Origin of the sequence: Paenibacillus artemisiicola, from assembly GCF_017652985.1 — a bacterium.
In the GTDB taxonomy this organism is placed as follows: Bacteria; Bacillota; Bacilli; order Paenibacillales; family Paenibacillaceae; genus Paenibacillus_Z; species Paenibacillus_Z artemisiicola.
The window spans coordinates 22837-42006 of the sequence record NZ_JAGGDJ010000007.1 but is presented as its reverse complement, the minus strand read 5'-3'; the positions used below and the strand labels follow the sequence as shown (position 1 = coordinate 42006).

The 19170-nt window shown below is 64.5% G+C and carries 15 protein-coding genes; 11 read left to right on the top strand and 4 right to left on the bottom strand.

Features of this window, described 5'->3' with window-relative positions; all coding sequences use genetic code 11:
• The first annotated feature begins 201 nt into the window (after positions 1–201).
• The 4 genes from I8J29_RS12630 to I8J29_RS12615 are packed head-to-tail and all read left to right on the top strand — an operon-like array spanning position 202 to position 3625.
• Positions 202–1566 (top strand): UDP-glucose dehydrogenase family protein, encoded by a 1365-nt coding sequence (locus I8J29_RS12630; protein ID WP_208847956.1) that lies wholly within the window; start codon positions 202–204, stop codon positions 1564–1566.
• Positions 1563–2624: a GDP-mannose 4,6-dehydratase gene (locus I8J29_RS12625; protein ID WP_208847955.1), complete on the top strand. Its 1062-nt coding sequence runs from the start codon at positions 1563–1565 to the stop codon at positions 2622–2624. Before I8J29_RS12630 ends, I8J29_RS12625 begins: the two co-directional genes overlap by 4 nt.
• Positions 2590–3297 (top strand): glycosyltransferase family 2 protein, encoded by a 708-nt coding sequence (locus tag I8J29_RS12620; RefSeq protein WP_208847954.1) that lies wholly within the window; start codon positions 2590–2592, stop codon positions 3295–3297. The genes I8J29_RS12625 and I8J29_RS12620 overlap by 35 nt, the downstream gene beginning before the upstream one ends.
• Before the next feature lies 1 nt (position 3298).
• Positions 3299–3625 carry a lipid-A-disaccharide synthase N-terminal domain-containing protein gene (locus I8J29_RS12615; RefSeq protein WP_208847953.1) on the top strand — a complete coding sequence of 109 codons (327 nt, stop codon included), beginning with the start codon at positions 3299–3301 and terminating at the stop codon, positions 3623–3625.
• Positions 3626–3850: 225 nt separating this feature from the next.
• Here the strand turns inward: I8J29_RS12615 and I8J29_RS12610 are convergent, their stop codons facing one another.
• A complete protein-coding gene (locus tag I8J29_RS12610; protein ID WP_208847952.1) occupies positions 3851–4720 on the bottom strand; it encodes a LysR family transcriptional regulator in 870 nt (289 codons plus the stop codon).
• 173 nt (positions 4721–4893) lie between these two features.
• Between I8J29_RS12610 and I8J29_RS12605 the strand changes: the two genes are divergently transcribed.
• Positions 4894–5352 (top strand): cupin domain-containing protein, encoded by a 459-nt coding sequence (locus I8J29_RS12605; protein WP_208847951.1) that lies wholly within the window; start codon positions 4894–4896, stop codon positions 5350–5352.
• A gap of 64 nt (positions 5353–5416) precedes the next feature.
• Here I8J29_RS12605 and I8J29_RS12600 read toward each other — a convergent pair whose 3' ends face one another.
• The gene (locus tag I8J29_RS12600) at positions 5417–6106 is read right to left on the bottom strand and encodes a formylglycine-generating enzyme family protein (protein WP_240546137.1); all 690 of its coding nucleotides are present in this window, start codon (positions 6104–6106) and stop codon (positions 5417–5419) included.
• A 379-nt stretch (positions 6107–6485) separates the two neighbouring features.
• Here I8J29_RS12600 and I8J29_RS12595 point away from each other — a divergent pair, with 379 nt between their 5' ends.
• From I8J29_RS12595 to I8J29_RS12585, 3 genes are all read left to right on the top strand, one after another.
• A complete protein-coding gene (locus I8J29_RS12595; RefSeq protein WP_208847950.1) occupies positions 6486–8096 on the top strand; it encodes a gamma-glutamyltransferase family protein in 1611 nt (536 codons plus the stop codon).
• A gap of 945 nt (positions 8097–9041) precedes the next feature.
• Positions 9042–9791 (top strand): alpha/beta hydrolase, encoded by a 750-nt coding sequence (locus I8J29_RS12590; protein ID WP_208847949.1) that lies wholly within the window; start codon positions 9042–9044, stop codon positions 9789–9791.
• Positions 9792–9965: 174 nt separating this feature from the next.
• Positions 9966–10781, top strand: coding sequence for an AAC(3) family N-acetyltransferase (locus I8J29_RS12585; RefSeq protein WP_208847948.1), 816 nt, complete (start codon positions 9966–9968; stop codon positions 10779–10781).
• 183 nt (positions 10782–10964) lie between these two features.
• Here the strand turns inward: I8J29_RS12585 and I8J29_RS12580 are convergent, their stop codons facing one another.
• Complete coding sequence (locus I8J29_RS12580; RefSeq protein ID WP_208847947.1) at positions 10965–11501, bottom strand: hypothetical protein; 537 nt, start codon at positions 11499–11501, stop codon at positions 10965–10967.
• 354 nt (positions 11502–11855) lie between these two features.
• On the opposite strand from I8J29_RS12580, the gene I8J29_RS12575 reads away from it, so the two are divergent.
• From I8J29_RS12575 to I8J29_RS12565, 3 genes are all read left to right on the top strand, one after another.
• Entirely contained in the window at positions 11856–14264 is a 2409-nt protein-coding gene (locus tag I8J29_RS12575; RefSeq protein WP_208847946.1) for an EAL domain-containing protein, read from the top strand.
• A gap of 146 nt (positions 14265–14410) precedes the next feature.
• Complete coding sequence (locus I8J29_RS12570; RefSeq protein WP_208847945.1) at positions 14411–14713, top strand: hypothetical protein; 303 nt, start codon at positions 14411–14413, stop codon at positions 14711–14713.
• A 206-nt stretch (positions 14714–14919) separates the two neighbouring features.
• Positions 14920–15957 carry a Gfo/Idh/MocA family protein gene (locus tag I8J29_RS12565; RefSeq protein ID WP_208847944.1) on the top strand — a complete coding sequence of 346 codons (1038 nt, stop codon included), beginning with the start codon at positions 14920–14922 and terminating at the stop codon, positions 15955–15957.
• 402 nt (positions 15958–16359) lie between these two features.
• Here I8J29_RS12565 and I8J29_RS12560 read toward each other — a convergent pair whose 3' ends face one another.
• On the bottom strand, positions 16360–17559 hold the full coding sequence (locus I8J29_RS12560) for a sugar phosphate nucleotidyltransferase (RefSeq protein ID WP_276316281.1): 1200 nt from the start codon (positions 17557–17559) through the stop codon (positions 16360–16362).
• Positions 17560–19170: the final 1611 nt, after the last annotated feature.

Here is a 19170-nt window from a genome sequence, read left to right as displayed (position 1 = left end):
AAATCGGTTTTGTGCGTGCCGGGCGGCTTCCCGCGGGACGATGACGAAGCCCGCGGGAGGCGGCTTCGCCGGCCCGCGAGAGGCTGCCGGAAGGGAAATGTTGGACTTGAAATCTACGACATGGGTCATTATTATAAAAGTTAAGTTGGTAAACTAATTATTTTTAAGATTCGTATATTGGCAGGATATGAGGTGGATCCGATGGTCAAGATTGGAGTCATGGGCACGGGCTACGTCGGGCTCGTACACGGCGCCGTGCTCGCCGGGCACGGCTTCCCGGTGACGTGCATGGACGTCGATGCCGGCAAGATCGGCCGGTTGTCGCGGGGGCAATCGCCGATCTACGAGCCGGGGCTCGACGAATTGCTCGCCGCCGGCCTTCGCGCGGGCACGCTGTCGTTCACGGCGAGCGCCAAGGACGTCATCCGCGGGAGCGACGTGCTCTTCATCGCGGTCGGCACGCCGGCCAAGGAGGACGGCAGCGCCAATCTTGACCACGTTCAGGATGTCGTGCAAGCGATCGGCCGTTACGCGAACGGCCCGAAGACGGTCGTCTGCAAGTCGACGATGCCCGTCGGCACGGCGCGTTCGATCGCGCGCTATCTCGACGGCGCGCTGAAGGCCCGGAACGCCCCGTACCGCATCGACGTCGCGTCGAATCCGGAATTTCTTCGCCAGGGCAAGGCGGTAAGCGACTCTCTCGCTCCGTCGCGGGTCGTCGTCGGCACCGAGAGCGAGGACGCGAAGCGGATGCTGCAGACCGTCTACGCCGCCCATCTGCGGCAGGAGGTGCCGTTCCTGTTCACGAACTGGGAGACGGCCGAAATGGTCAAGTACGCGTCCAATTCGTTCCTCGCCGTCAAAATCTCGTTCGTGAACGAGCTGGCGCTGCTGGCCGAGAAGGTCGGCGCGAACATCGGGGACATCGCCGCGGGCATGGGCCTCGACGAACGGATCTCCCCGCACTTCCTGCAGGCAGGTCCCGGTTACGGCGGCAGCTGCTTCCCCAAGGACACGCAGGCGCTGCTCGACGTCGGCCGCCGGAACGGCGAAGAGCTGTTCGTCGTGAGCGCGGCCGCGGCGGCCAACGAGAAGCAGAAGCGCCGAATGGCGGACAAAATCGCCGAGGCGCTCGCGTTCGGCGGCTCGCTCAAGGGCAAAACCGTCGCCGTGCTGGGCTTGTCTTTCAAACCCGAGACCGATGATATCCGGTACGCGCCCAGCTATGATATCATTAACGGCTTGTTAAGCCGGGGCGCGGCCGTGAAGGCGTATTGCCCGCAGGGCATGAAGCAGGCGAAGCGGCAGTGGACCGAATGGGACGGCATCGTCGCCTACTGCGAGAGCGAGGCGGAATGCGCGCAGCACGCGGACGCCCTCGTCCTGATGACGGAATGGCCGCAATTCCGCGACCTCGGCTGGGATCGGATCGCCAGAAGCATGCGCGGCGGCCATTTCTTCGACCTGCGCAACCAGTTCGCGGACGATCCGCGGATCCGGCGGCTGTTCCGTTACTATCCGGTCGGTTCGAACGAACCGGCGTACACCCTGGAGGAGGCGCAATGAGTACCTATTGCGTAACCGGCGGAGCGGGTTTCATCGGCTCCCATTTGTGCGAACGGCTGCTGAAGGCGGGCCATCGCGTCGTCTGCGTCGACAATTTCAACGAAGCGTACGATTACAAAACCAAGATTAAGAATATCCTGAATAGTATCGGAATGGAATCGGATTTTCAATTTATTCACAAAGAAACCGATCTGCTTCGTCTGCAGCGGGCTGTCGCCGGGGACAGCTACAAGCTCGTCGTCGCGGATATTCGCCATGCGGACGAGTTGGACGCCGCGTTCGCGGGCGAGCGGATCGACGCGGTCATCCACCTCGCGGCCATGGCCGGCGTGCGGCCGTCCATCGCGGACCCGCTGCTGTACGAGGACGTGAACGTCCGCGGCACGCTCCAGCTGCTGGAGGCGATGCGCCGGCACGGCGTGCGCAAATGGCTGTGCGCCTCGTCCTCCTCGGTCTACGGCAACAACGAGAAGACGCCGTTCGGGGAGGACGACGCCGTCGACCGGAGCATCTCGCCGTACGCGGCGACGAAGAAAGCCTGCGAGGTGCTCGGCCATACGTACTATTATTTGCATGGCATCGATGCGGTTATGCTCCGGTTCTTCACCGTGTACGGCGAGCGGCAGCGTCCGGATCTGGCGATTCATAAATTCGTGGCCATGCTCGACCGCGGCGAACCGCTGACGGTCTACGGCGACGGGTCGTCCAGACGCGACTACACGTACATCGGGGACATCGTCGACGGGATCATGGGCAGCCTGCGATACGTCGAAGCGCGGGACGCCGTCTACGAAATCGTGAATTTGGGCACGAACCGGACGGTCTCGCTGCTCGAGCTGGTCCGGGGCGTGGAACGGGCGCTCGGCAAGAAGGCCCGCATCCGCTGGCTGCCGAATCAGCCGGGCGACGTCAAGCAGACGTACGCGGACGTGTCCAAGGCGGGCCGGCTGTTCGGCTACGCGCCGCGGACCGAGTTTCACGAAGGGTTGCGCAGGTTCGTCACATGGTATAGGGGGAATAATTATGGTCAAGCTCTCGATCGTCGCGCCGATCTATAATGAAGAAGAAAATATTTTGCTGCTGCACGAGGCGATCACGAACGCGGTCCGGCACAAAATAGAGAGCTACGAGATCGTGCTCGTCAACGACGGCAGCAAGGATCGGAGCGCGAGCATTCTGAACGAGCTCGCGGAGCGGGATCCGGCGGTGAAGGTCATCCATTTCGTCAAGAATTGCGGGCAGACGGCCGCGATCTATGCCGGGATGAAGGGCGCCTCCGGCGAGCTGATCGCGCTCATCGACGCGGATTTGCAGACGGACCCGCGGGATATTTTCAAGCTGATGCCGTACATCCCGAAGATGGATTTCGTGAACGGCAAGCGCGTCCGGCGGAAGGATACGCTCGTGAAGAAGGTCTCGTCGCGGATCGGCAACGGGGTCCGCAACTGGCTGACCGGCGATACCATCTACGACACGGGCTGCCCGATGAAGCTCATGAAGCGCGAGGTGGCCGAGAGCTATTATTTGTACGAAGGGATGCACCGGTTCCTGCCGACGCTGGCGAAGATCAACGGCTTCCAGGTCATCGAGATCGCGGTGTCCCACCAGGAGCGGCAGCACGGCGTATCCAAGTACGGCGTGCTCAACCGGGCGTTCGTCGGGCTGATGGACGCCATCGTCATCGGCTGGCTGCGCAAACGGGTCATCCGCTACCAGATTCGGGGACAGTAGCATGTGGTGGCATTCCTTGTTAGGCGGCATGTCGGCCGGCGGCGTGGCCTGGATCGTCTTCGGCTTCGTCGGGCAGATCATGTTCACGATGCGCTTCATCACCCAATGGCTGGCCAGCGAGAAGGCGAAGCGGACCGTCGTGCCGCTGTCCTTCTGGATCTACAGCATTCTCGGCAGCATCGTCCTGTCGATCTACGCGATCTACCGCAGGGACCCCGTCTTCATCCTCGGCCAGCTGCCGAGCGTCTTCATTTATTGCCGGAACATCATTTTGGAGCGGAGAAATAATCTGGCGAGCGCGGCGGAAGTGAAAACGATGGATTCCTAGGCGAATGCCCCTGTCCCGATGCGTCGGGACAAAGGCATTCGCCCGCATCGGAAGCATAAGCCTAGGCGATTGGTTTGCGTGTCGCGACGGAGGTCGGGACACGCAGCATTCGCCCGCATCGGAAGCATGACGATGCCGACAAACGCGGCATCCTAACTCTTACGCAAGAAGCCCCCTTCATGAGAAGGAGGCTTCTTATCGTTTCGGTCCCTGTTCGATTCCCGCTCACGCGGACGGCACGGGCTCGGCGTCCAGCAGCCGGAACAGCTTCGCGCCGACGTCCGCCGTCCGCGCGGCGAGCGCGACGGTGCGGCGCAGGCCGGGTTCCGCCAGGGGCACGGCCTGCAGGTTCATTTGCTTCGCCTCCGCCGCGAGCATCTCGGGCAGCACCGTGATGCCGGCGCCGACGGCGACGTTGAACAGAAATTCTTTGTTCCCGTCGACCTCCAGCTGGACGTCGGGGCTGTACCCGTAGCTTTCCGTCAGCGTTTTGACCCGGTCATGGATCTCGCATTGCGGGCTCGCGAAGACGAATCGCTCTTTCCTCAGCTCCTCCAGCCGCAGCGACGTCCGTTCACGGAGCGGATGGTCTTCCGGCAGCACGGCAACATAGCCTTCGGTAAACAGCGTCTTGCTCCACATCCGGTCGCCCGCGAAAGCCGCATCCAGCAGGGCGGCGTCGAACGCGCCCTCCTGAAGCTCGTCCCGCAGCGCGGCAGACGTTTGCCGCACCTTGATCGTGACGGGATGGCCGGCGTCGCGGTAATCGCGCAGCCGTCCGGAATGGAGCCGCGCCACGACGCTCGGCAGGCAGCCCAGCGTATACCCCGGCTCGGCCTTGAACCGGCGCATGACCGCTTCGATGGTGTCCAGCGAGGCCACGACGGGCATGATCCGCTCCAAGAAATGCCGGCCGGCCTCCGTCAAATCGACCCCCGCCGCGCTGCGCCGGAACAGCTCGATGCCGTAGGTCGCTTCGAGCTGCCGGATTTGCTTGCTGATCGCCGGCTGGGTCAGGCTAAGCCTGTCCGCGGCCTTGGACAAGCTCTTCCATTTCGCCGCCTCGGTAAAGCTTCGAAACCATTCCACCTGCATCCGTAGTCCTCCTATAATGAACGGTTATACCCTCCCAACAGAGCGGAAGTTCCGTAACGGTCCAGATCGCGTTATCATCAAGTGCATCCATCCTAACACAGCCGCATCCGAACGGAGAAGCTGGAAGGGTTGGCAATCTTGTCAAAAATATCCGCGACAAAGGAGAATGTTCGATGTCTGAAGTATTGGATGTACTCGGCCCGCGCCTGCAGCATCTGACCGCGCTTTCCGATAACCAAGATTACTGCCTGATGAAAGGGGAACTCTTTCCCGGCGTATTCGTGCCCGTGCATAGCCATGAGGACCGCGAAACGTTCGTCGTGATTTCCGGGGAAATCGAAGCTTGGCTGGACGGCGCGTGGTCGGTCTACCGTGCCGGCGATACGCTGGATATCGCGCCGAACCGGAAGCACGCGTGGCGGAACGCCTCGGGCGAGCCGGTGACGCTGCTGATCGCCTCGACGATGAAGATGGGGAAATTCTTCAAAGAAATCGGCCGTCCGGCCGCTTCCGTGCCGCCGGGTCCGCCCGAGCCGGCCGCGGTGGGGAACTTCGTCCAAACGGCGATTTCGTACGGCTACTGGCTCGGCACGCCCGAGGAGAACGCCGCGATCGGCCTGATGATGGGCTAAGCGAATCCCGTTCCTGCAGCAACGAAATAGAGCCGGTTCAGCGCGCGCTGAACCGGCTCTTTCTTTATAGAACGGGCACGGACCGGGCCAGGCGGAAGCCCAGGTCGTCGATGCGGAACGCCGGGTGGCTGCGCCGGCGGCAGGTCGCCCCGCAGCCTCGGGCTTCCTCGGCCCAGCTGCCGCCGCGAAAAATCCGATAGCTCCCGTAAATCTTCGGGTCGTAGACGTCCCAGCACCACTCCCACGCGTTTCCCAGCATATCGTACAGCCCCCAGGCGTTCGGCGCCTTCCCGCCGACGTCGCGGATCGCGCCGCCCGCATTGCCCGCATGCCAGGCGATGTCGTCCAGCGCGCCGTAGCGGTAGCCCGTCGTGCCCGCCTTGCACGCGTGCTGCCATTCCGCCTCGGTCGGCAGCCGGTAACCGTCGGCGTCCCAATCGCAGATCACCGTCTCGCCGTCTTCCCCGATCGCGTACGCGGGCGCGTACCCGGTTCGTTCCGAGAGCGCGTTGCAAAAGGAGACGGCGTCGAGCCACGACGCGTTCACGGCCGGCTTGCGCCGCTCGCCGGCCGCCGGCTCCGGCAGGTTCGCGACCGCGGCGTACAGCTCCGCGGTGACGGGATGCCGGCCGAGCGCAAACGGCTGCAAGGCCACGGTCCAGCGGCGGTTGACGCGGTCGTCGCGCAGATGGACGTCGCCGCCCGGAATGGCGGCCATCGGATAGTCGGGGAGCGGGCCGCGTGCTTGAGACATGAGCGTTCCTCCTGCCGGGATTGGATTTTACATACTTTACCATAGCGGGGATGGACGCTTCAATAGCCGCGATACCCGCGTTGCGCGACGGCGGCTATCGCCCGCATGCTGGGAAGCCGCGGGAACTAGGCGGATGTGCCCGTTTTCGGCCGGCGGGCGCTTCCGGGACAGGAATCGGGCGTCCCTCCGGAGAAGAACTTATTCAGAATCAACGCAGAAGAAATCTATCTAAGAAGACCTATTAAAGAAGACCTGTCAAAGAAGACCTATCAAAGAAGACCTATCAAAGAAGACCTGTCAAAGAAAACCTATCAAAGAAACTTAATCAGGGACTATCGAATCCGATCCGGAATCAAGATCCGAAAGGGGAATGGAACAGATGACGTTCGATTTGATGCATGATCCGTATCCGTCGCGGCGAACGGCGGTCGTGGCGCGAAAAGGGATGGTCGCGGCTTCGCAGCCGCTGGCCGCGCAGGCGGGGCTGCGCATGCTGCAGCAGGGCGGCAACGCCGTCGACGCGGCGATCGCGGCGGCGGCCTGCCTGACGGTCGTCGAGCCGACGGCCAACGGCATCGGCGGAGACGCTTTCGCCATCGTCTGGCAGGAGGGACGCCTGCACGGCTTGAACGCGAGCGGCCGCTCGCCGATGGCGCTGACGCCGGAAGCCGCGCGGGAGCGCGGCGCCCGCGACGGCATGCCGGCCGACGGCTGGCTCCCGGTGACCGTGCCGGGCGCGCCGTCCGCCTGGGCCGCGCTGTCGGAGCGGTTCGGCCGGCTGCCGTTCGCGACGCTGCTCGAGCCGGCTGCGGAGTACGCCCGCGAAGGCTACGCGGTCACGCCGGAGCTCGGCGCGACGTGGGCCCGGGCGTTCCGGGCGTGGGAGGCGAAGGCCGGCGATCCGCTGTTCGCGGAGTGGTTCCGCGTGTTCGCGCCGGAGGGCCGGGCGCCGCGGCCGGGCGAAACCTGGCGGTCGCCGGGCCACGCGCGCACGCTGGAAGCGATCGCCGCGTCGAAGGGCGAAGCGTTCTACCGGGGCGAGCTGGCGGAAGCGATCGACCGGTTCGCGCGCGAGACCGGCGGCCTGCTCCGCTCGGCGGATTTGGCGGCGCATCGCCCGGAATGGACGGATCCGATCTCCGTCCGGTACCGCGGCTACGACGTATGGGAGATGCCGCCGAACGGCCAGGGGCTCGTCGCGCTCATGGCGCTGAACGTCCTGGACGGCATTCCGCTGGCGCACAAGGATTCGCTCGAGACGGTTCACGCCCAGGTCGAAGCGTTGAAGCTGGCTTTCGTCGACGGGCTGCGGCATATTACGGATCCGGCGATGATGAAGGCGAGCGTGGAGGAACTCCTCTCGCCGGCGTACGCGGCGCAGCGGCGGCAGCTGATCGGCGAACAGGCGCTGATGCCCGCGCCGGGCCGGCTGCCGAGCGGCGGGACCGTCTACTTGGCGGCGGCCGACGGCGAAGGGAACATGGTATCGTTCATCCAGAGCAACTACCGGGGCTTCGGCTCGGGGCTGGTCGTGCCGGGGACGGGCATCGCGCTGCAAAACCGGGGAACGTCGTTCTCCCTGGATCCCGGCCACGCGAACGTCGCGGCGCCCGGCAAACGGCCGTTTCATACGATCATTCCGGGTTTTCTCACGAAGGACGGCGCGCCGGTCGGCCCGTTCGGCGTCATGGGCGGCTTCATGCAGCCGCAGGGGCATCTGCAGGTCGTCTCGAACCTGATCGACTTCGGCTTACACCCGCAAGCTGCGCTGGACGCGCCGCGCTGGCAATGGCTCGAAGGCCGCAAGGTCGCCATCGAGACCGGCTTCCCCGAGCATCTGGCCCGGCAGCTGGAGCGGCGCGGCCACCAGATCCAGCTCGTGCTCGACCGCAAGGCGTTCGGCTGCGGCCAGGTCATCTGGCGCGACCCGAGCGGCGCGCTGATCGGCGGCACGGAGCCGCGGACGGACGGCTGCGTGGCGGCTTGGTAGCGGCGGGGTCTGAGGCGGGGCACGGGGCAAGTGTGGGGCAAGGGCAGGGCAAATACAGGTAAGTGATGAGCAAATGCCGGCAGGGGCAGATGCAGGTAAGTGAAGGTAAGGTAAGTGAAGAGCAATGCCGAGCGAGGGCAAGCAGGATCGGCGTGTGCGGTGCATGGTCGATCGCACCCGTTGCATGCGTCATGCGCCGTTTAGCGGACAGGAGCGCCGCTATTCTCGCGAAATCGCCGATTTCGGCGTTTTGGCGGACACAGGAGCCGTTATTGGCTCCGAAAGCGTTGGTTTAGGCACGTATACGTTGCAATAAGCGCCCCTGTGGCCGGAGAAATCCGAATTTCGAACAATCGGCGGAAATAGCGGATCTGGTGGCCGCGAAAATCGGAGAGCGGACGGTTCGGAGGCGCTAGGGCGCCAATTTTGATTCGAGGCTGCCGGCTGCGGCGTCCTTCAGACGCGAGGCCGGCAGACCGAGGCTCCGATGGGGCGGGACCATGCATCCATGCCTAGGGCAGTCGGCCGCGGCGAACCTATAAGCCTAAGGCCATCCGTATGCTCCGGCAAGCGAGTTTTACACCACACATATGCCGTTGAATCCCTTTCGATTACCCGCAGCGCCCGCCCCTCAGGCGACGCCCGGCGGACCGAAAGGGATTTTTATTCGGCTTTTTGCTATGCCCGCGCTTCAGAACCGCGCCGCGCCGCGCCGCATCGCCCGGCCGGTTCTCCCCGCGGCCTCCCGCGGCCGCGCCGCCCGAGTTGCGTAGCCGACGCCCCGCGGCCGCCCCGCCTGAGTCGCCTAGCCGGCCGGCTTGCGGCGTGTTTGGCCGCAGGTACGTTCTTCCGAACAGCCGCCTCGCGCCGTTGACTGACAAGGGCTGTCACCACCCGCCGCTACAATGGAGACAGAGCAGGGAAATCCGCGGAGGAGGGTTCGGCATGACGAGTCAGGAGATGCGTCGAAACGAAGAAATCGGCTTTTTGTTCGTGAGCGGCGCGGGATTGCGCGGGAGCATTTGGACGGAGGTGACGGACGGGCTGGAGGCGCCGGCGCTTGCGGCGGACTATCCGCTGCGCGACGGTCCCGCCGCGGAGCGGCTGCGGCTCGGACTGGCCGACTATGCGGCGCATGTGCGCAAGCAGGCGGAAGCGTGGCGCGTCCGGCGGATGGTCGTCGTCGCGCATTCGATCGGCGGCGTCGCGGCGCTGCCGGCCGCGGCGGCGCTGGCCGAACGCGGACGGCTGGCCGGCTTCGCGGCGGTCGGCGCGGCGATTCCGCGGGAAGGCGGTTCGTGGCTGTCGGCGCTGCCCATGCCGAAGCGGGCGGCCGCGGCCGCCTTGATGCGGCTCTTCGGCACGAAGCCGCCGGCGGCGGCGATCCGCGCCGGGCTGTGCGGCGGCTTGAGCGAAGCGCAGACGGAAGCCGTCGTGGACAGGTTCGTGCCGGAGTCGCGGCGCCTCTACACCGAGCCGTGCCGCGCGGCGGTGCCGCTTGTCCCGTCGGTCTATATCAAGCTGACGCGGGACAAGGAATTCGATCCGCGGCTGCAGGACCGCATGATCGCCAATCTGGCGCCGGGCCGCGTCGCCGCGATGGAAGCCGGCCATCTGCCGATGCTGAGCGACCCGGAGGGGCTGCGCGCGATTTTGAATTCGTTTCGGGCCGAGTTGGCGGAAGCGGAGTTGTAATGCGCGCGGTCAGCCGCTAAGATGGGTAAGAACAAGCAGGGAGGCTTGGCTGGCAGGCGCGGAGCAAGCGCTTTCGTTAGTCGACCTTCCTCTATTTACTAGTTTCTATTTATTAGTTTCTATTTATTTTATCTACCTGCAATCATCTACGCGTCGAAGGAGACGAGGACCATCATGGGAGAATTCGAAACGGTCGCGGCGACCCGCGAGCCCGTCACCGTCGCCCGCATCGCGCGCGACCTTGAGGCGCTCGGCGTGCGGCAAGGCGACGTTCTGCTCGTGCATGCGTCGCTGTCCGGCATGGGCTGGGTGTGCGGCGGGCCGCAGGCCATCGTGCAGGCGCTGCTGCAGGCGGTCGGCCCGGAAGGCACGATCGTCATGCCGGCCCAGAGCGGCGACTGGAGCGACCCGGCCGAGTGGAGCAACCCGCCCGTGCCGCGGGCGTGGCTCGAGACGATTTACCGCGAGATGCCGGCGTTCGATCCGCTGACGACGCCGACGCGGGGCATGGGCCGGATCGCGGAGCTGTTCCGGACGTTCCCCGGAACGGTCCGGTCGGCGCATCCGCAGGTGTCGTTCTCCGCGAACGGCAAGCTGGCCGGGGCGATCGTCGCGGATCATCCGCTGACGCCGCAGTTCGGCGCGGATTCCCCGCTCGGCAAGCTCTACCGGCTGCCGGAAGCGAAGGTGCTGCTGCTCGGCGCCGGCTACAATGCTTGCACCGCCTTTCATTTGGCGGAAACGCGGCTGGACCGCATGCCGGCGAAGCGGATGGGGACGGCGATGACCGAAGCGGGCGCGAGGACATGGAAGTGGTTCGACGACTTCGCCTACGATTCCGCTGATTTTACGCTCGTCGGCGCGGAGCTGGACGCGCGCGGCATGCCGGCGCGCGGGGCGGTCGGCAGCGCGGACTGCCGGCTGTTCGGGCTGCAGGCCGGCGTGGACGCGGCCGAAGCGTGGCTGCGGGAGAATCGGACCGGGCTGTAGGGATCATCGAAGAATCGAAGAAGCGAATCCGGCTTCGCGAGCCCGACGCTTGCCTCGTTGCCGGAAGCAGCCGCGCTTGCGAGCGCGTGAAGGGTAAGCTTGCGGCATTGTCCGTTTGTTGAAGCAAGAGCCCGCCGATATTCGGCGGGCTCTTTGCGCATTTGAGGCGATCAGGGATTACGATCAGGGGTTATCCTTCTTCCACGCTTCGTACAAGCCGTCGATCTTGGCGAAAACCAAGCTCGGATCGGCCGGATAACCGCTATAGAGCGGCTGGACTTGCGAGACGATGCGGTTAAGGCGCGTCAGCTGAGCCCTGTCGTGCTCGGTCAGAGGCGCCGTATCGCGGAGCGCATCCGCCAGAGGCCGCTTCCAATCCATAAACCGGAAGTATACGTCGTTCAGCCGCGCTGCGGTTTCCGACGCGCGAAGCCGCTGATAGTCCTGCATGTTTGCGTTGGCGTCCGTCAGGACCTGCTGCGTTGCGGCGAGCAATTCGAGGAAGGCGCTCCGCTCCGCCGGATCGTTCCATTTGCCGTCCGCGTTCAGGTTCGCGATGGCCTGCGAAGCCGAGTCTAAATAAAAAGCCGCGAACGATACGGCATGGGCGAGCTGCGCTTCTCTCGCCTCCCGTTCCAGATGAAGCCGGCAGCTTTGCCAGGCCGCGATTCCGACGGCTGCGGCCAGAAGCGCAAGCAGCAGGCGATTAGATTTGTTCATCGTACGAAAACCTCCGTCTCGATTTCAGCCCCCAATAGACGCCGCGGCGCGGGGAAAGTTTCGGACCCCTCATCCCCAAATAATGGGAGGCTTATTGGAGCCTTTCCGTTTTTCCGGCTCCGTTCGATTTGCCGCATCGGCCCGTCCGCGATCCGCCGAAGCCGGGCGAAATCCGGATCGAGCAGCGCTGCGTCAAAGCTTGCCGGTTCCTGTCGCAAGTTTTCTTATAAATGGCAAAAATTCGGTCCAAAAATCGTAAATTGGGACTTCCGCCGCTCCTCCGATTCCGTTAACATGAATGAATCAGATTAGAAATGAGGGACGGGTTTGCATCACGCGCACGGGACTTACGATATGTTGCTGGTGTGGTTTTCTTATGTGGTGGCGGTCGTGGCCTCTTACACCGTCTTGGATCTGGTCGGGCGGATCAGCACGGCGAAGGGCGCTTCCCGCTGGGGCTGGCTGCTGTTCGGCGCGGCGGCGATGGGGCTCGGCATCTGGTCGATGCATTTCGTCGGCATGCTGGCCTTCTCGCTCAGCGTCTCGGTCGCCTACGACCTGGACAAGGTCGTGCTGTCCGTGGCGGCGGCGATCGCCGCGTCCTTCGCCGGGCTGTTCGCGGTCGGCCGCAGCCGGCCGTCGGCGCGGCGGCTGATCGCGGGCGGGCTGCTGCTCGCGACCGGGATTTCGGCCATGCATTATACGGGCATGGCGGCCATGCAGATCGGCATTGCCTACGATCCGCTGCTGTTCGCCTGCTCGATTCTGATCGCCGTCGCGGCCTCGCTCGCGGCGCTGTGGCTGGCGTTCTACCTGCGGCGGGGCGACGAGCGGGGCGGCGTCTGGAAGAAGCTCGGCGCCAGCCTGATCATGGGGGCCGCCGTCGCCGGGATGCATTACACGGGCATGCGCGCCGCGCGGTTCGAGACGGACGCCGCGCCGCACGCCGTCCGCGGGATGGTGCTGAACCATACGTTCCTGCCTTACGTCATCGCGGGCGGCACGCTGTTCACGCTGGGCCTGTCCCTGTTCGGCATCTACATTTCCAACCGGCTGTCCCGCCAGGATTCCGAGCTTCAGCAAAGCGAGAATTGGTACAAGTCGCTGTTCGACAATAACCAGGACGCGATCATCTCGATCGACACTTCGCACCGCATCACGGGCTTCAACGCGGCGGCGACCGAGGTGACGGGGTTGTCCGGCGATTGGCTGCGCAGCCGCGGCATCGACGACCTGCTTCCGCATATCGCCGAGGAAGAGCGGGAGCGAACGCGCGAGCATTTCCGGAGGTCGCTGGGCGGCGAGGCGCAGAGCTATCAGACGGCGTTCGTCCATCGCGACGGGAGACGCATCGAGCTGAGCGTCGTCAACGTGCCGGTCGTGCAGGACGAAGGCATCGTCGGCAGCTATATGATCGCCAAGGACGTGACGGAGGAGAAGGCGGCGAAGGAGAAGATCCAGTACTTGGCCTTCCACGACGAGCTGACGGGCCTTCCGAACCGCCGGATGCTGAACCGATCGCTCGCGGAGCTGATCGAGGGCCGGCCCGATCGGTTCTCCGTCATGGTCATGGACATGGATCGCTTCAAGCTGATCAACGATTCGCTCGGCCACACGTACGGGGATCAATTCTTGCAGGAAGTGGGCAAGCGGATCGTGGCCTGCCTCGAAGACGAGCAGGTGACGCTGGCCCGGATGGGCGGCGACGAATTCACGCTGCTCTGCGACGGCCGGTACGGGAAGGACGAGGCGGAGCGGTTCGCGAAGCGCATCATCGCGGCCGTCGGGGTGCCGTTTCGCCTGAAGGAGAACGACTTCTACGTGACGGCCAGCATCGGCATCGCCTTCTACCCGCAGGACGGGGAGGACGCGGTGCAGTTGCTCAAGAACGCCGATACGGCGATGTACGAGGTCAAGAAGAACGGGAAGAACGGCTACCAATTCTATACCGGGGAGCTGAACGCGCAGCTGCAGCACAAAATCGAGCTGGAGGTCGAGCTGCGGCAGGCGATCGGGCGGGATCAGCTGTACCTGGATTACCAGCCGCAGATCCGGACGGGAGACGGCCGGATGATCGGCGTCGAGGCGCTCGTCCGCTGGCGCCATCCGTCCAGAGGCGTCGTGTCGCCGGGCGTATTCATTCCGATCGCGGAAGAGACGGGCATGATCTACGAGCTCGGCACCTGGGTGCTGCGGGAGGCGTGCCGCCAGATGAAAACCTGGCACGACGCGGGCGGCCCGCTTATCACGGTGTCGGTGAATCTGTCGTCGCAGCAGTTCCACCAGCCGAATTTGACGCAATACATCAAGAACATTCTGGAAGAAACCGGTCTGGCGCCGCAGTACCTGGAGCTGGAGATTACGGAAAGCATGATGATGGACGCCTCGGTCTCGATCGGCATCCTGAACGAGCTGACCGATTACGGCATCCGGATCAGCCTCGACGACTTCGGCACGGGCTACAGCTCTCTGAGCTATCTGAAGCTGCTGCCGATCCACAAGCTGAAGATCGACCGCTCCTTCATCCGCGACATTACGGTGAACCGCAACGACAAGGCGATCGTGGCGACGATCATCTCGATGGCCCAGCATTTGAACATGGACGTCATCGCGGAGGGCATCGAGACGAAGGAGCAGCTGGATATTTTGACGGACAACGACTGCGAGAAAATCCAGGGGTACTATTACAGCCGCCCGCTGCCCCCGGCCGAGGTGGAGCAGACGTTCTTCGCGCCGATGCGAGGCGCGGCTCTGCGCGGCTGACGGCAGCTGCCGGACGTCGGAAGCTGACGGCTGGACGGACCGGGCTGACACCGGCCGCGCCCCCGAGTTGCTCCCGGCCGCCGTTTCGGGCACAATAGAAGGCATCGCGGCATCCTGCGCAGGACGGCAGGAGAAGGAGGCGCCCCATGGCATTCGGAGTCACGCGCGAGGAGCTGGCGCGCTGGAAGGCGGCGGTGTCGCGCGGCGAGATCGCCTATTTGACCCACTACTGGCTCGAGCCGCGCTTCAAGGACGCCAAGACCGTCACCAAGGTCGGCTGCGGCGACCTCGAGAAGCTGGCCGCCTGGTGCCGGCGCAACGGGTTGGATCCCGCCTACATTCACCGCCGCGAACCGTTTCCGCACTTCGACCTGATCGGCGAGAAGCAGGTGGAGATTTTGAAGCGGGAAGGGCTGCGGGAGCAGCTGGAGCGGTTCAAGCTGGTGTGATCGCAGCCGCGCCGGCAGGCAGCCGCAGCCGGGCAAGCTTTGCGGACAGGCGTCGTTTTCGCCCCATCGGGCGGAAGCGGCGCCTTTTTTAGGTTGGCCGGCGCCCGCCCCCCGGTTGCTTCCTTCTCGTTCGGAATGGGTTAATAAAGAAGCAGAGGCGTTGCGCCGCAGGCGCGGGCCGACTTCAATCGATGAGGTGATGACGCATGACAATCCGAGTAGCGATCATCGGCTGCGGCTCGATCGCGGAGCTTCGGCACGCGCCGGAGTACGCGGCGAACGGGCATGCGGAGATCGCCGCCTTCTTCGACCATAACCCGGAACGGGCGCAGCGGCTGGCCGATCAGTTCGGCGGCCGGGTCGCGCCGAGCATCGACGACGTCATCGCGGACGAGACGATCGACGCGGTCAGCGTGTGCACGTCGAACGAGACGCACGAGGAAGTGACGGTCAAGGCGCTGCGCGCCGGCAAGCACGTGCTGTGCGAGAAGCCGATCGCGATCTCGGTCGCCGCCGCGCGGGCGATGATGAAGGCGGAAGAGAAATCGGACGGCATCCTGATGATCGGCCATAACCAGCGATTCTCCAAGGCGCACAGGATCGCGAAGCGGCTGATCGATTCGGGCGAGATCGGACGGGTGCTGACGTTCCAGACGACCTTCGGCCACAGCGGACCGGAGCATTGGGCGTTCGTGAAGAGCATGGACACGTGGTTTTTCAGCAAGGAGCGGTCCGGGCTCGGCGCCGCGGGCGACCTCGGCATTCATAAGCTGGACCTGATCCGCTACTTGCTGGACGACGAGATCGCCGACATCGCGGCGTTCAGCGGGGCGCTGCATAAGACCGATACGGAAGGCGAGCCGATCGCGGTGAACGACAACATGGTGTGCATCGTGCAGACGGAAGGCGGCGTGCTCGGCACCGTGGCCCTGAGTTGGACGTATTACGGCGAGGAAGACAACAGCACGGTGCTGTACGGCGAGAAGGGGATTTTGAAGATTTTCGCCAACGAAACGTACCCCGTCCAGCTGAAGCGGAGCGACGGCACGTCCAAGGAATACGAAATCGACGGCATGCAGACGAACGACAACCAGACGGAGAGCGGCGTCATCGACGCGTTCATCGAGGCGATCCGGAAAGGAAAGAAGCCGCCGGTCAGCGCGCGGGACGGGCTTGTCTCGCTGAAGCTGATCCAGGCCGCTTTGAAGGCGGCCGAGGAACGGCGCTCCGTGCGCGTGAAATAGCAGGAGGAAAGGCCCGCGTAGGGATGCGGGCCTTTTGGGGCGTTTGCGGGCGCGGATGAGGGATCCGCTGCTGCTGCCGCCGAAGGTAGGCCTCGCCGCGGGCCAGCCCGATCGGCAGGCGGGGAACCTTGGCTTCGCCGCTCCGCGCGGCGAAGCGCATGTTCGAGCGCCGGCGTCTCTGCGCATCCGGCGACGTATCGCCCGTATCGCGCTCGGAGTTGGCCTGCGTTTGTCCGTCCTGCGGGTTTCGCAGCCGGCAAAACGGCCGGCACAAGAAACGCCCGAACGGAAGGAAGCCGCGCTTCCCGCGTTCGGGCGTTTCGTTAGGGATTCCTTTCGATTCGCATATGGAGGTTCGTTCGAAACTCGAAATAAGTATGATTCCGTTCGGCGTCGGCCGAATCAGGCTTTGTCGTAGACGATGCCGGCCGAAGCGGCCGCATCGCGGTCGTACAGCGACTGCGGCAGGCGGTCCGGCGTCACGACGAAGCGCGGATGCGCCGCGACGCACTCGCCCGGCGCGATGACCGTGACGTCGCCGTTCAGGCTGCCGATGACCGCGCCTTCCTCGATAACGGCGCCTTCGCCGACGATGACGCGGGACAGACGCGCGCCGGGGCCGATGCGGGCGCCGGGCATCAGGACGCTTTCGCGGATGTCCGCGTCTTCCTCGACGATGACATCGCCGAACACGACGCAGCGGTCCAGATCCCCCTTGATCGCGCTGCCGGGATGCACGTACGAGCTTTGCACGTCCGCGTTCGGGCACAAGTAGGACCGCTCGGGCCGGCTCCGTACGCTGGACAGGATCGGCCACGGCTTCGCGCCGGCAGCGCGGTCGAGCTCGCCGTCGATGAGGTCCATGTGCGCCTCCCACAGGCTTTCGACCGTGCCGACGTCGCGCCAGTAGCCGTCGAACGCATGCGCCAGCAGAGGCGTGCCGTTCTTCAGCAGCCGCGGAATGATGTCCTTGCCGAAGTCGCGGCTCGAAGCCGGGTCGGCCCGGTCCGCCAGCAGCGCTTCCCGCAGCGCCTTCCATTTGAAAATGTAAATGCCCATGGAGGCCAGATTGCTCTTCGGCTTCGCGGGCTTCTCGGCGAACTCCGCGATGCGGCGTTGCTCGTCCGCGATCATGATGCCGAACCGGCTCGCGTCCCGCCACGGCACGCGCTTGACCGCGATCGTGGCCGCCGCGCCGCTCTCGATATGGTCTTCAAGCATGCGCCGGTAATCCATGCGGTAAATATGGTCGCCCGACAGGATCAGCACATGCTCCGGCGCTTTCCGGTCGAGGAAGTCGAGATTTTGGTAAATCGCGTCGGCCGTTCCCGCATATCCGTGCTCGCCGGCGCGATCGGAAGGCAGCAGCTCGATGTCCGCCGCGCGGCCGTTCGCATGCCAGGAGGTCCCGTCCCCGATATGCGCATGAAGCGAATCCGCCATATACTGCGTCAATACCCCGATCGTGCCGATGCCCGAGTTGATGCAGTTGCTCAGCGTGTAGTCGATGATGCGGCAGCTGCCGCCGAAAGGCACGGCCGGTTTCGCCATGGACTCCGTCAACGGAGCCAAGCGCCGCCCCTCTCCTCCTGCCAGCAGCATAGCGACACAACCATTCGAATTCATTTCGTTTCCTCCCCGAAGTCCGTTGTACTAGTTTTATACACGCGGCAAAATAGGATGAAACGCCCAAAAACTTTTCCTGCGCACAGGGAAAAATCGGCGCTTCAAGCGGTAAAACGGCGGGTATATACCCGCGCGTTCGCGGTTGACGCATGTCCGGGAACGTCGGTGGGGGAAGGCGCGCAGACGAGAGCCGGGGCGCCTCCTATTCCGCGGTTTCAAGGAGGCGTCCGTATCGGCGCGAGGCGGCGGCGGGCGGCCGTTCCCTCGCGCGTTCGCGCCGTGACGCTGCGTTGCGGCGTTAGTCCTGCACCCAGTTAGAGTATATGAGCAAACCCCTGTATTATAATCCCTTTGGCCTGCTTCAGAGGCGAAAAAGGTTTCGACAATGCCCGGCATCCCGCGGACTGGCCCTGTCCAAGCCTTCGCGGCTGGCCTGGCTACCGATACAGCGGGAGGCGGTGTATCAGTAATTTGGACTCCGGGTCAGTTTCCGGGGAAGTGGGACGGGACGACGTTGAACGATTAGCCGGTGCTTCGTCTTTACGACGATCCGCCTTTTGGTCGCGCGCCGCGCCACTGCGGGCACCGCAGCGCAACTTTATCGCCCTGCCGCCGATATGCCCGAATCTCCGACCCTTATCGCGCCTTTGCGGCAACCACGGCACGTCTCCCGCCGTGCGTGCGGGCCGAGTTGCGGGGCGGTGCCCCGGATATGCTGGACAAGCCGCGGTGCCCCGGATATGCTGGACAAGCCGCGGTGCCCCGGATATGCAGAACAAGCCGCGGTGCCGTGGCGGGCTGCCATGCACATGGCAGAAGTTACGAGGGAGTGCCGGCGGTGGACCGTCCTCCGTGCGGGGTAAGCTGCAAGCGATGCCCATGACGTACTGTCTGTCGTCTGCGCGGCTCAAGTCGCGGTACGGTGCTACGGGTGCGGTACGTTAGGCAGTTTAAATTACGATGCGGTGCAGGTGGCGACCGCCATAACGCCATTATTCGGGTCGAATTGCGGTTTCGTTGGCGGACTGCCATCTACGCGGCCAGGAGATCCGCTATTTTGCGATTTAGGGATGTTTTTGGCATTTAAGCGGCCACAGGAGCCGCTAATCGCCTCAAATGGGTGCCAATCCATGCTCGAAGAGGCAAATAACGGATCGTGTGGCCGCCAAACGCGTAAAAAGCCCGGAAAGTCCGAAATAACCGCTGTGGTGGCCGCTTAAATACGCGGCTAACAAGACCAACCGCACGAGCGGCATGTTGGCGCGTCAACCCGTTACCGCCTGGTTTCCGACTACGGCCGCGTCGCCCTATGGGTCGCATGCCGCTGGTGGGTTGTAGCCGCAAGAGCCACGCTCATTCGTCGGCCGTGCGGTCGGGGCTGGGACGGACAGGCGCGGGACCAGCGGAAAAGAAGGAGCGCGCCAGTCATGGCTGAGGGCATGGTGCCGATGGATAATTATGCAGCGCGGTGAGCCGGCGATGCAGGGCAGCGCCCCCGGCGGGCGGCAGGCCCGCGGCGTCGCTGCCGGGCGCTTGGTTCGGCCGGCGGCTGCGGGGAGCCATGGGGCGTGCGCGGCAATTCGGGAG